14 protein-coding genes are annotated in these 11791 nt (G+C 56.7%); 11 read left to right on the top strand and 3 right to left on the bottom strand.

Translation table 11 applies throughout. From position 1 onward, the window contains the following. Positions 1–207: 207 nt before the first annotated feature. On the bottom strand, positions 208–1497 hold the full coding sequence (locus FJ147_23530) for a sigma-54-dependent Fis family transcriptional regulator (GenBank protein ID MBM4258861.1): 1290 nt from the start codon (positions 1495–1497) through the stop codon (positions 208–210). A gap of 684 nt (positions 1498–2181) precedes the next feature. Here FJ147_23530 and FJ147_23535 point away from each other — a divergent pair. The 6 genes from FJ147_23535 to hflC all read left to right on the top strand — a co-directional run bounded on the left by FJ147_23535 (position 2182) and on the right by hflC (position 5872). Beyond that, positions 2182–2403, top strand: coding sequence for a hypothetical protein (locus FJ147_23535; GenBank protein MBM4258862.1), 222 nt, complete (start codon positions 2182–2184; stop codon positions 2401–2403). A gap of 30 nt (positions 2404–2433) precedes the next feature. Further along, complete coding sequence (locus FJ147_23540; GenBank protein ID MBM4258863.1) at positions 2434–2652, top strand: hypothetical protein; 219 nt, start codon at positions 2434–2436, stop codon at positions 2650–2652. 22 nt (positions 2653–2674) lie between these two features. After that, a complete protein-coding gene (locus tag FJ147_23545) occupies positions 2675–2962 on the top strand; it encodes a hypothetical protein (protein ID MBM4258864.1) in 288 nt (95 codons plus the stop codon). A gap of 167 nt (positions 2963–3129) precedes the next feature. After that, entirely contained in the window at positions 3130–3726 is a 597-nt protein-coding gene (locus FJ147_23550; GenBank protein MBM4258865.1) for a hypothetical protein, read from the top strand. Positions 3727–3942: 216 nt separating this feature from the next. Then, complete coding sequence (hflK, locus tag FJ147_23555; protein ID MBM4258866.1) at positions 3943–5025, top strand: FtsH protease activity modulator HflK; 1083 nt, start codon at positions 3943–3945, stop codon at positions 5023–5025. Then, the gene (gene hflC / locus FJ147_23560; GenBank protein MBM4258867.1) at positions 4916–5872 is read left to right on the top strand and encodes a protease modulator HflC; all 957 of its coding nucleotides are present in this window, start codon (positions 4916–4918) and stop codon (positions 5870–5872) included. The genes hflK and hflC overlap by 110 nt, the downstream gene beginning before the upstream one ends. Before the next feature lie 116 nt (positions 5873–5988). Here hflC and FJ147_23565 read toward each other — a convergent pair whose 3' ends face one another. Next, positions 5989–6999: an aldo/keto reductase gene (locus FJ147_23565; GenBank protein MBM4258868.1), complete on the bottom strand. Its 1011-nt coding sequence runs from the start codon at positions 6997–6999 to the stop codon at positions 5989–5991. A gap of 218 nt (positions 7000–7217) precedes the next feature. On the opposite strand from FJ147_23565, the gene FJ147_23570 reads away from it, so the two are divergent. Then, positions 7218–8438, top strand: coding sequence for a CoA transferase (locus tag FJ147_23570; GenBank protein MBM4258869.1), 1221 nt, complete (start codon positions 7218–7220; stop codon positions 8436–8438). A 16-nt stretch (positions 8439–8454) separates the two neighbouring features. Beyond that, entirely contained in the window at positions 8455–8925 is a 471-nt protein-coding gene (locus FJ147_23575; protein ID MBM4258870.1) for a GNAT family N-acetyltransferase, read from the top strand. Between the two features lie 148 nt (positions 8926–9073). Here FJ147_23575 and FJ147_23580 read toward each other — a convergent pair whose 3' ends face one another. Next, positions 9074–9850: a formylglycine-generating enzyme family protein gene (locus FJ147_23580; GenBank protein MBM4258871.1), complete on the bottom strand. Its 777-nt coding sequence runs from the start codon at positions 9848–9850 to the stop codon at positions 9074–9076. A 157-nt stretch (positions 9851–10007) separates the two neighbouring features. On the opposite strand from FJ147_23580, the gene FJ147_23585 reads away from it, so the two are divergent. The 3 genes from FJ147_23585 to FJ147_23595 all read left to right on the top strand — a co-directional run bounded on the left by FJ147_23585 (position 10008) and on the right by FJ147_23595 (position 11779). Further along, complete coding sequence (locus FJ147_23585; GenBank protein ID MBM4258872.1) at positions 10008–10436, top strand: cupin domain-containing protein; 429 nt, start codon at positions 10008–10010, stop codon at positions 10434–10436. A 363-nt stretch (positions 10437–10799) separates the two neighbouring features. Then, the gene (locus FJ147_23590; protein MBM4258873.1) at positions 10800–11402 is read left to right on the top strand and encodes a PPOX class F420-dependent oxidoreductase; all 603 of its coding nucleotides are present in this window, start codon (positions 10800–10802) and stop codon (positions 11400–11402) included. A 53-nt stretch (positions 11403–11455) separates the two neighbouring features. Next, positions 11456–11779, top strand: coding sequence for a hypothetical protein (locus FJ147_23595; protein MBM4258874.1), 324 nt, complete (start codon positions 11456–11458; stop codon positions 11777–11779). The last annotated feature ends 12 nt before the right edge of the window (positions 11780–11791 follow it).

An 11791-nucleotide genomic window follows, 5' to 3' on the forward strand; every position in this document is an offset into this window, starting at 1 on the left:
GCGCTTGGAGGTGGTGCGCCGTTCGGCAGACGCCAAAGGCTTTACCGTGTTGCCCCGCCGCTGGGTGGTGGAGCGGTCCTTCGGTTGGCTGGGGCGCTAGCGGCGCTTGTGTCGGGACTTCGAACATACCACCGTTTCCAGTGACGCTATGGTGTACTTGGCCAGTATCCGGCGCACGCTGCGGATGGTGACGACGGAAAATACGAATTAAAAAACACTTTCTGAGACGAGCAGGATATATTCTCGCTCAAGGTCGGCGAGCGACGCGCGACGCAGCAGTGAGGTCTGCAGACCCAACGCATGTGACACACTGCCTGTGAGGCGTTCGGGAAGGTCGGCTTTGCTGATCTCTTCGGCCCGACAGAGCACCAAGGCTCGCTCAATCGTGTTTTCTAGTTCCCGCACATTGCCCGGCCACGAATAGTGGAGCAGAATCCGTAAGGCGTCAGGCGCAATGCGACGGGCCTGCGCGGCATGACTTGACCGTGTCATGAAATGTTGAATCAACAATGGAAGATCTTCGGGGCGTTCACGCAAGGGCGGAAGATTGATCTCAACAACGTTCAGTCGATAATAGAAGTCCTCGCGAAAAATGCCTGCGGCAACGGCATTCTCCAGATTACGGTTGGTGGCGGCGATGATTCGTACATCGATCTTCTCGCCTTTGGTGCTACCGAGAGGGCGCACCTCCTTTTCTTCCAACACCCGTAGCAGTTTGGCTTGCAGTAGAAGGGGCAGTTCACCTACCTCATCGAGTAGGAGTGTCCCACCGTGCGCTTCCATGAACAAGCCGCGCTTGTCCTGGCGTGCGTCAGTAAATGCCCCGCTCACATAGCCAAACAACTCGCTTTCTAACAGGTGCTCCGGAATCGCCGCACAGTTCACCGCGACACAATGAGCCTGCTTGCGCGCGCTCTGATAGTGTAGTGTCCGGGCAATCAAGTCCTTGCCGGTACCACTTTCTCCGGTCAGCAGCACACTCACCTGGCTGTCTTTCACCCGACTCATCAAGGTAAAGACATGTTGCATAGCCGCACTCTTGCCAATGATGTGATCGAAGTGATAGTGGCCGTCAACCTCACGCTGCAGTCGTTGCACTTCCGTGCGTAGGTGCCGCTCCTCCAGTGCCCGTTCAACCAGTAGTAACAAATCGTTATTGTCGAAGGGCTTCATCAGATAATAGAACGCCCCCAGTCGCATCGCCTCGACGGCGGTCTCGACCGTGCCAAAGGCCGTAATCATCACGACCGCAAGGTCAGCGTCGCGACGCTTGGCCTCTTGTAAGACCTCCATCCCTTGCATCTGCTTCATCATCAGATCGGTAATCAACACGTCAGGATGGGTCTTGTCGATAGCCGCTACTGCCTCGCACCCTGATTCGTAGCTCTCGACCGTGTAGCCGGCTTCGCGGAGAATTTCGCTCAAGAATAGGCCCATCTCTCGATCGTCGTCGACAATGAAGACATGCCCTCGGGGCCTGTGCGTACTGTGTTCCATAGATCATCTCGTCTCTGCATGCATCACGAGTTGTGCAGTAGCTCTGGGTTTCTCCCCGATGGGTACGGCTCCCATGAAGCCACCGCCCGTGCTACGAGCCTTTGCCACCGCGACCCGCCCCTGATGGCTCAGCACGAGATCTTGGCTGATCACCGAACCTCAGCCACGCCATTCGGCCAGATGTTTGGAGGTAAAAGACAGTGCAAAGATACGACCAAGATCGTGCGGTGCAATTCCGGGGCCGGGGTCGGCAGACATAACCGCAACCTAGCTGCAGGGAAAAGGCGACCAGGAGGACCACGACCGATGTAGGTTGCGTACGTGACGTAAGATTGTCCGAGTGAAGGCAGTTCATGCTTCGATCGTTCGACTGGGCTCAGGACTTCAGACCGAACGCACGCTGCTCAGGCGCGTCGGGCTTTCCTTGGTACACCCTGATTTTGTCCAAGGGTGGTTTGTGTTGGTCCTTTTCCGTTTCATTCAGGAAACCTAGAGATTCAACGCGGGCCGATTGCGCACGCGCTTTGATGCGCGGACAAAAAGTGACAGCCATTATGTCTTCGAGACAATTTGTCTCATTGTTCGCCGCTCACGCGGCGGAGAGTGTTGATTTCTCGCGTTTCCTACGCTAAACTAGATTTTGCTCCCGTATTACGACCAATCGCGATACGAGAGTGATGCCATATGCAACTCGCACGCTGGTTAGGCTTCTGCGCGTTCGTTGGTGGTGGCGGTTTCGTCGTCCTGGAGTTCCTCTCGGGATGGGAACAGGTCGACGCTTGGAACGGAGCCAACTCTGACCTTCGTCTCATGGGCGGCCTGGTGGCCATCGTGGGCGTGCTCACTGTGATTATTGGCAACGTTGCCGGTGACGGGGAACTACGGCGAAAGGGATCCCCGCAATGAACGAACTCAACGTCTAAGGAGGGATTGTCCATGAAAGAAAAAGCTGGGTTGATAGTGCCGATCTTGATGGTGCTTGCTGGAGGTTACGCCCTGATCACCACCCTGGGAAGCAGTGGAGACGCAGTGAACTTGATCGCTGACCAACAGGTTCCGCGTGGCCTTGCCATGATGTTCGGTCTCCTGGGGCTCGGCGGTGGTGCGGTCGTACTGCTGACCTCGCTGTCAAAGCCGAAATCTCACTCAGCGTAGTTGGAACAGGAGTACGGTTATCATGCGAAGTATTTATCTTGCTCCGCTGTCCATCTTTGCCGTGGGCGTTGGCCTGATCGCAACGAGTATGGCGAGTGATTTTCAAGTGTCCCTGTTCGGCCTGACCCTTATGGCACCAGTAGTGAGGGGCTTAGGACTGATCGCCTTTGTCTTCAGTATCGTCGCGTTTATGGCGGTCTACGGCAACACGTTGCCCCCGAGACCGCAGGAACTACGTCGAGGCGGTGGAGCCCAACCGACCGCCCATGAAAAGACGGCCAAGCCTCATAAGGTTGCTCAGGAGGCGTAACGAGCTGTTGCAAAGTCTCCCGTTTAGCCTTCGGCCCGCTCAGGATGAACGGAGGACATGCTGGCACGTCGAGTATTGTCCACTCGTGCAGAGCACGTCGGAGCACGAGCGGCTCCTTTTACCAGAGCTAGCAAGGTTGCTCTGACCACTGAAAGCACGGAGACCTGATGCTGCCTGTTCTTGGGCTTTTCGTTTCGTACCTCTTGTTTTTTGGTGGGCTGTGGTTGGCTGTAGTCGATGCCGAGGGACAAGCGAAGTGCCTGTCTACTTGTGAGGGGCGGTGGCAGAGTGACATGACGAGAGTCGTGAGCGCAGCCGCAGCGAGTGCAGGGGTAGTAGTGGGACTGCATGCGATTCGGGCCGAGCTTCGGGAGATCCGTAACGACTCACACTGGAACTCTGAGGTACGTCCACTGCGGTACGGCTCCCTCGCCAGCTACGGTGACGCCAGCAGCAAATGCCTGCAGACAAACCCTGCAGCTCCTCACAAAGAGTCGTGTTACTCCGCCCGGAGAGCAGTCCAGGGACTCGTACTACGCCCCATGTCGATCGATGATGCGCAGGACCAAACGATCGCGCCCGTACGGAACAAATGGGCCCCAATGCATTCGCGCAGCCAAGCCGGGAAACCACAAGCCGGGCGGGATTGCCGCAGAGTGGTACATCGTAGTCACGGAGCTACGCGAGATCTGTCGGCGGTGCGAACACGAGGCGGAATCCAACCATCATCGACAACCACAATAGAGACTACCGCGGAGGCTTGATGACCCTGACGCGAAACCCGCGACGGCGCCGGTCTCCGATCAAGACGCCGGTGTATGGACCACCCGGTCGAGATGTTTGATGAAGACGGAGGGAGATAGGGTGGGACCAACTGAGTGGAGGTGCTTGCGCGTTTGCTGCAGGCAGCGTACGACGTGAGTAAGTGGTGATGATTGCAATGTCCGGTGCCCGCGTACTAACTATAAGGAGAACTGTTTGTGAATCGACAAGGTCCGTATGATGACTTTCGCTTGCCGGATGAGATCTCACAGGCTGCCGAACGCTTCCAGCGCTGGGGGGAACGGTTTTCCTCTGGCGCCCCACGTTGGCTGCTCCCTGTCCTCGGGCTGCTGTTGTGGCTCGCCTCTGGTTTGTACGTCGTCGGGCCTGGCGAGCGCGGCGTCGTCATGCTCTTTGGGCGTGCGGTCGAGCAGACCGAACCAGGGTTGCGGTATCGTTTCCCCACGCCCATTCAGAGCCACGAACTGGTTGATATTGCGCAAGTGCGACGTGCAGAGATTGGCTTCCGCTCTGGGGCTGAGGGCAATCTGCGCAACCCAGGTCGCGGAGGCGACTATGCCGTGCCGCAGGAAGCGCTGATGCTCACCGGCGATGAGAATATCGTCGACGTGCAGCTCTTTGTCCAATACCGTGTGCAGGACTCGGTCAAGTTTCTCTTTGCCACCCACCAACCTGAGGCTGTGCTGCATACCTCCGCCCAAGTTGCACTGCGCAGCATCGTTGGTCAGAATTCCATTGATTACACGATGACTGAGGGCCGTGTCGAAGTGCAGGAGCAGGTCAAGACCAATCTGCAGAAATTGCTCGACACCTACCACACGGGTTTGCTCGTGACCGAAGCGCGATTGCTAGTCGTTGACCCGCCAGGTGAGGTCCGTGATGCCTTCCATGATGTCGTCCGTGCGCTCGAAGATCGCGAGCGGTTGGTCAAGGAGGCAGAGGGATACCGCGAAGATGTTGTCCCGAAGGCGCGTGGCGAAGCCGCACAGATGGTGCAACACTCGGAAGGTTACAAAGCCCAGCGCGTGATTCGCGCGAAAGGTGATGCCGAGCGCTTCGACTCAGTGCTACGCGAATATCACAAGGCCAAGACCATCACCCGCGATCGGCTCTACCTCGAAAGCATGGAGCGTGTGCTACCGAGCTTGGACAAGGTCATTGTCAGTCGGGATGGCAAAGGTGACGTGCTGCCGTTGTTACCGCTGCGAAATATCGCGACGGCCCCCAGCGCTGGTGATGCGGTTGCAGCCGCAGCGGCCACGGCTACAGGAGGGAAGTAAGATGAGTACAGTGGTTATTCTTGTCATCGCTACCGTGCTCCTCGTACCACAGTTCGCCTTTACGGTGACCGAACGAGAGCAGGCGATCGTCGTGCAATTCGGTAATCCGCAGCGCACGGTTCAGGAGCCAGGTCTGTACTTCAAGTTGCCGTTCATCCAAAGCCTCATTCGCCTGGAGAAGCGGGTGTTGTCGACCGATGCGCGGACGGCGGAATACCTCACCCTCGATAAGAAGCGGGTGATGGTGGATCAAATCTTGCGCTGGCGTATCAGCGATCCCCTCGATTTCTATCGCAGTGTGCGCGACCTCCCGCGGGCCCAAGCCCGCTTAGACGACAACGTCGGCGCCCGCCTCCGTCAAGAGATCGCCGCGCATAACTTCCTGGATCTGGTGCGCCAGAAGCGCGAAGAGATCATGGAAACCGTCACCAATGACGTCCGTGAAACGGTGAAATCGTTCGGCATTGAGGTCTTGGACGTGCGTATCAAACAGGTCGATTTGCCGACCGAGGTGCAAGCCAGTGTGTTCGCGCGCATGCGGGCTGAGCGGGAGCGCATTGCCAAACGCTATCGTGCTGAGGGTGAAGAGCGTGCCCGCGAGATTCGTGCGGGCGCGGATAAGGAGCGCGAGATCCTACTGGCGACCGCTTATGAGACCGCCCAGCGCCAGAGCGGTGAAGGCGACGCCGAAGCCGCAGGGATTTACGCACAAGCGTTTGGTAAAGATCCTGACTTTTACGGTTTCATTCGGCGTTTACAGACCTACGAAAAAACGCTCGGTGCCGGAACCACCCTGGTCCTACCGACGGACTCGGACCTGTTGCGGTACTTGCAGACAGCGCGCTGAACTCCGCCGAGGAAGTCCGCAGAAATGGGAATCCTCAAGAGTCTCTTTCCGCGAGGGAGAAGGGACTCGATGCCACGCATCAGTAACCGAGCGCGCGCATCGGTCCCGTGGGACGATCAGCGTACCATTTTCTTCGGGTCGGGATGCTCATAGCCGCGAATCGGATGCGGACGATACGGCGCTTCCACGGCTGCGACTTCTTCTGCTGTCAACTTGATATCTACGGTCGCGAAGATTTCTTTGAGATGGTGGGTTTTGGTAGCACCGACAATCGGCGCTGTTACTCCTGGTGCTTGCAGAATCCAGGCGCAGGCGAGTTGGGTTGCAGTAAGCCCGCGTTCTTTGGCGATCTTCTGTGCCGCCAGGGCGACTTCATAGTCGTTCTCATTGAAATACAGATTCTGCGCGACCTTATCGGTCTGTGATCTTTTGGTCGGCCCTTCACCCGGCCTGCGCGTACGATCACCTTCGAGGAGTCCGCGTGCGAGTGGACTCCAGGGAATCAACGCCACACCTTGATCGATACACAACGGATTCATCTCGCGTTCTTCTTCGCGGTAGATGAGGTTGTAATGATTTTGCATGGTGACGAAGCGATGCCAGCCACGCTCTTTGGCAATGGACAACGCTTTGGAGAATTGCCATGCCGCCATGCTGCTAGCACCGAGGTAGCGGACCTTTCCCGACTGTACTAGCGAGTCCAACGCGTCGAGGGTCTCTTCGATCGGTGTTGTGTAATCCCAGCGGTGGATTTGATAGAGGTCGATGTAATCCATCTTCAAGCGACGCAATGAATGCTCGCAGGCTTCGATGATATGTTTACGACTCAAACCGCGACGATTGGGGCCTGGACCCATGGGGCCATTCACTTTGGTGGCGACGACAATGTCATCGCGTGAAGCCACCTCTCCCAGCCACTTACCAGTAATCTCTTCGCTCACACCGGTTGAGTAGACGTCTGCGGTATCAAAGAAGTTGACCCCTGCTTCCAGCGCAACTGCGAAGTGTTCGCGCGCGACATCTGTGCCAACTGTCCACTCGCGCCACTTGCCATCGCCGTAGCTCATGCATCCCATACAGATGCGTGAGACCGTAGTGCCGGTGTTGCCCAATTTGGTAAATTGCATGCTCCCTCCTTACTGCGCGTCGCTGACTGTACGTTATGCCACAACCCTGCAAGAGGACAAGACGAGGTTACAGCCGTGCCCACGCATAGACAGACGGGATTGTATTGATTGACTACCATAGTGAATACGCGTAGACCTCGGTACGGAGAATGAAGTCAGAAATGGGGCCACAATTCTGACGCCCAAAAGGAGGGGCGCCGCGCAATAAGGAGGATGGTATGCATCAACCGAAACACGTGCTCGACGGATACAAAGTGTTAGATTTTACGCAGATTGTCGCGGGACCAACCTGTACGCTGATGTTGGCAGAGATGGGCGCTGAGGTCATCAAAGTTGAACTCGCGCCCGCCGGTGATGCGACACGGCTCGCGCCATTGGTGATCGAGGGTCGGAGTGGCTACTTTGTTCAACACAATCGCGGCAAAAAGGATCTGTGTCTGAATGCCAAGACTCCCGAGGGGCTGGAAATCCTCAAAGGGCTAGTGAAGAAGGTGGACGTCGTCGTAGAAAACTATGCTCCCGGTGTTATTGGGCGCTTGGGGTTGAGCTACGAAGTGGTGCGCCAGCTCAATCCCAGCGTGGTGATGTGTTCGATTTCTGCCTTCGGACAGACGGGACCACTCGCGCACGAGCCAGGCTTTGACTACGTTGGCGCGGCGTATTCCGGGATTACTTCAATGGGCGGGGAGAAAGGCGGAACGCCCTATTTTCCGATGGTCGCCCTTGGTGACGTCTCTACCGGTGCCCATGCTATGGGTGCGATCTGCGCCGCACTCTTGTATCGCGAACGTACGGGGCGAGGGCAACATCTGGATCTTTCACTACTCGACACGTATGCGCACTATCACGAAGCTGGGTTTCAGATGTACAGTTTGAGCAAGGGCAAAATCAAGCCCACGCGTTCTGGTGCACAGTCTGGCTACGCCGCGCCCGTAGGGGTGTTTAAGGGCAAAGAGCGTTACCTCATCATTATCTCACCATTGGAGCAACACTGGTCAAAGCTCTGTGACGCGATGGGACAACCGAATTTGACTCGTGATCCGCGTTTCACTGATAACGCAGCGCGCGTCACCAACGTGCAAGAACTGGTGGCCACTATTGAAGGCTGGATCCAGTCGCAATCGAGCGATGATGCTGCGATTGCGATCCTGAAGGAGCATCACGTGCCGGTGGCACCGATCTTGTCGGTGGAAGAGGCGTTGCAACACCCGCATCTGCGTCAACGTGGGACGGTACGAACAGTACACGATCGGTTCCTTGGCAACCTCGAGGTTCCGGGTTTTGCCTTACGGTTTTCCGAGTTTCCGGAACGACTCGATCTACAGGCACCAACTTTAGGTGAACACAACACGGAGATTCTGACTCAGTGGCTGGGCTACTCTGCCCAGCACGTAGAAGCCCTGAAGCAGAAAGGTATCCTGCACAGCGGATCCGTGTGAGGGAAGGAGCACGTTCGTGGTCGCAATTCGTGAGTGTCAGCCGGAGGATATGCCCCAGGTGGAAGAATGTTTTGTCGAGTTGCAGGATTTCCTGCACCAACTCGAACCGAATGTGCTTGAGGGCAAAGCGGCAAAAAAGTATTTCGAGTTCATGCTTGCCCGGTGCACTGCAACCGCGGGCAAGGTGTTCGTCGTCGAAGCCGACCACCGGGTTGTCGGTTTCGTTTGTGTATGGGCAAAGGTCCCGTCAGAAGAGCTCGACGAGGAACCTGGCGAGTATGCGTTCATATCTGACCTGGTTGTCTTGCCGGCATTTCGCCGACAGAGACTTGGGCAGATGTTGTTGGAACGTGCAGAATCGTATGCGCGGTCACTCGGTGTGAAGAAGATTCAGCTTGAGGTTCTACCGAACAACACCGGTGCACTCACGCTGTATAGCAACCACGGATTTCGTACGTATGAGTTGTTATTGAGCAAAGATCTCTAGAGTCGACGTGGTCTGGCGCGAGGCCGCTGACATGCAAGCTGATGCCGTAGCGTGCGCCCTGCGCACGGGCATCGGAGCCGACGATCGCAGCGTGCGCGCAACGCACGCTACCCGCCTGACCCAAGCGCTGCGTGGTTTAGCGCTACAGCTACCTTGCGCAACGCACACCCACGTCGTCTAGGACACTATCCGGCCTGGAGCCGAGTCGGCGCGAGGTGCGTGCGCGGCGCGGCAAATCAACCCACGAACCACCGCGCAGCATTCGTGTTTCACCGTTTCGATACCAGTCTGCTGTCCATTCCCACACATTGCCTGCCATGTCGAGCGCTCCGTAGGGAGAAGCTCCCTCCGGGAACGAACCTACCGGCGCCGTATCCTTAAACCCGTCGTATGCTTCAGCGACGTTGGCTTTGGTGATATCCCAGCTTTCTCCTGAGGGATAGACACGGCCTTCAGTGCCACGGGCTGCCTTTTCCCATTCCACCTCGGTTGGCAAACGCTTCCTCACCCAAGCGCAGTACGCCTCAGCTTGATTCCAATTGATGCAGTTGATCGGATGCTTCTCACGGCCACTGAGAGGCCAGTTGCACGACCCTCGCCCAGTGGTATCCGCCTGGGGGGTAGAGCAGCCTCTCGCGTTGACACATTGACGATACGCCTCCACTGTTACCTCAGTTCTATCGATCTGAAACGTTGGCACGCTGACCTGGCGTTGGGGTTTTTCGTCATCTTCGCACTCGCTATCAACGCTCTCGTTGCAGCCCATGGCAAATTCTCCGCCGGGCACCAACACCATTCCGTCACTTGCACTCTGTGCGGTCGCCGACGGTTGAGCGTCAGTTTGGCTCAGGGCCGGAGCATACAGAGACAACACCGAGAACACGACACTTACAAACGACAAATAACACAGCATGTGGTTTTTCATATCCTTGGCGTATAGCACAGCACCTGAGAGCTGTGCAAAGCTTCCTGTATGTCGTGACCAATGATCAGCAACTGAGGATGGCTTGACTCACCATAACGTCCAGAGATATGCCAGTAGCAGGAGAGGTTCTATCCACAATACTAAGGAGGGATCAGTAATGGCAACGCAACAGTTTGAAGTCCAACAAATCCTGAAGGCCTATCGCAAGGGGCTTATCTCGGACGAAATGTTTGAGGCGCAGATGAAAGAGGTAGGTGCGCCGACCAACGGGCTCGATGTGTGCAATGTGTTTGCCCACCGTGGTGATGGATCGAAGGTGAGCGCGCAGGTGTTGGCGAAGACGCCGCAGACGGAGACGATGGTTTTCACCATTCCCGCCAACTATCACGCAGATCGAGAAAATACCCACAAAGGGGACCAGATCATTTACGTGGTTGAAGGGAAATGTACCGCACGTGTCTCTGGCAAAGAAAAGGAACTGAAGGCAGGTGACGTGATCATGATTCCTGCGGGCGCGCCGCACACCATACGCACTGGTGGGGAGTCGATGTTCGGGGTGACAATTTTGGCACCGCCAGAAGCGTAGACGTTGCGAGGAGATCATTCCTCTTTGTCCTTGCGCTCGATAGTACATACGTCCCGCTCGGTCACATACGCTTCTTCAAGCGGACAATCCAGTCACGTCATTCTCGCGCCCGCGGGAATGACGTAGCCCGCACTTTACCCGCACGGTAATGCCCCCAACTAAATCGAACCACAGGACATGCGTACTCGTTGCGCGAGAGCCCCACCGACGTGTCCTTCTGAGCGGAGCGAAGAATCTCTCTGAGAGACCCTTTGTTTCACTCAGGGTGAGAACACGGGTGTGCCAATCTTTCGTGGCCCAACCTAGCGCAACGGCTTTGCGCCAACGTGAGCGGATCCCCCGAGTTCCACGAGTCTGTGGCCTATGGTACTGTACCGCAGCCTGCTACGAAGGAGGTGGCTTATGAGATACGGCGGAACGTTCGGCGTGACGGTAGTAACCGTGCTGATGGGTTTACCCATGCAACAGGTACATGCCGAAGGAGGAAGGCGTCAGGCTATGGTGGAAGCGAGCGAGAAAACCAGCGCACGACCGTCGCGTGATCTACGAGAGGGGAAAACGTTTGTCACGGGTGAGATCGACTTTCTCCAGCGTCCACTTGCGTCGCAGCTCGTCACGGTCAACCCCAACGGCACACCGCAACTCACCGTCATGTGGTTCCGCTATGAAGACGGCGCGCTGCTTTTTACCACGACGACGGATCGCGTCAAGTTTCGTAACCAGCAGAAGAACGGACGCGCAGTGCTGTCCGTTGTTGATCCGGCCAACATGTATAAGTGGGTTGTCGTGCATGGGAAGTTGACTGTCGACAGCCGAGACCCAGCCTCATTCTATCGTGGGTTGGCCGACCATTATCTCACTGGTGAAGCGCTGGAAGCATGGCGCACGATGACGACAATGGATAAGCGTACGGTGTTGCGACTCACACCAACCAGGGTGCGGTCAATGGGTCTGGCGCAGAAGTAGGTCAGGCCAAGCGGGACAACAGCGGTAGAGCGAAGAAGATCTTGGAGGTTGATATGACAGAACGCGAGCAATCGGCAATCTTAACTCTTTGTTTTATGGCCGTCGCCACGGACGGCACCTCAGAACTCGAACAGAGCGAAATTCGCCGCATCGCAGACCGGGCGCCAAATCCGAACATTCAACTCGATAGGTTGTACCAAGAGGTATTGCAGCGTAAGCAAAGCCTCGCCGAGGTCGTGAGCCAGTTGGTCGAGCCCGATACTGGCCTGATGAACGAAGAGGAAACACGAGAGGCAGGAAGGAGGAAAGAGCGACACCCGATTTGTTCCGCGGGAGCAAGCAAAGAAGGTCTTGTGAGCGAGCAGCGATGGAGCTAAGAGCGACATAGG

It is taken from the genome of Deltaproteobacteria bacterium, assembly GCA_016874775.1.
GTDB lineage: Bacteria > Desulfobacterota > Binatia > Bin18 > Bin18 > VGTJ01.

Bases quoted from the DNA above. Each gene is read 5' to 3' on its own strand.
- FJ147_23595 (MBM4258874.1), top strand. From the start codon at position 11,456: ATGACAGAACGCGAGCAATCGGCAATCTTAACTCTTTGTTTTATGGCC.
- FJ147_23590 (MBM4258873.1), top strand. From the start codon at position 10,800: ATGGTACTGTACCGCAGCCTGCTACGAAGGAGGTGGCTTATGAGATAC.
- FJ147_23580 (MBM4258871.1), bottom strand. From the start codon at position 9,850: ATGAAAAACCACATGCTGTGTTATTTGTCGTTTGTAAGTGTCGTGTTC.
- FJ147_23535 (MBM4258862.1), top strand. From the start codon at position 2,182: ATGCAACTCGCACGCTGGTTAGGCTTCTGCGCGTTCGTTGGTGGTGGC.
- FJ147_23570 (MBM4258869.1), top strand. From the start codon at position 7,218: ATGCATCAACCGAAACACGTGCTCGACGGATACAAAGTGTTAGATTTT.
- FJ147_23530 (MBM4258861.1), bottom strand. From the start codon at position 1,497: ATGGAACACAGTACGCACAGGCCCCGAGGGCATGTCTTCATTGTCGAC.
- FJ147_23585 (MBM4258872.1), top strand. From the start codon at position 10,008: ATGGCAACGCAACAGTTTGAAGTCCAACAAATCCTGAAGGCCTATCGC.
- FJ147_23545 (MBM4258864.1), top strand. From the start codon at position 2,675: ATGCGAAGTATTTATCTTGCTCCGCTGTCCATCTTTGCCGTGGGCGTT.
- FJ147_23565 (MBM4258868.1), bottom strand. From the start codon at position 6,999: ATGCAATTTACCAAATTGGGCAACACCGGCACTACGGTCTCACGCATC.
- hflC (MBM4258867.1), top strand. From the start codon at position 4,916: ATGGCAAAGGTGACGTGCTGCCGTTGTTACCGCTGCGAAATATCGCGA.
- FJ147_23540 (MBM4258863.1), top strand. From the start codon at position 2,434: ATGAAAGAAAAAGCTGGGTTGATAGTGCCGATCTTGATGGTGCTTGCT.
- FJ147_23550 (MBM4258865.1), top strand. From the start codon at position 3,130: ATGCTGCCTGTTCTTGGGCTTTTCGTTTCGTACCTCTTGTTTTTTGGT.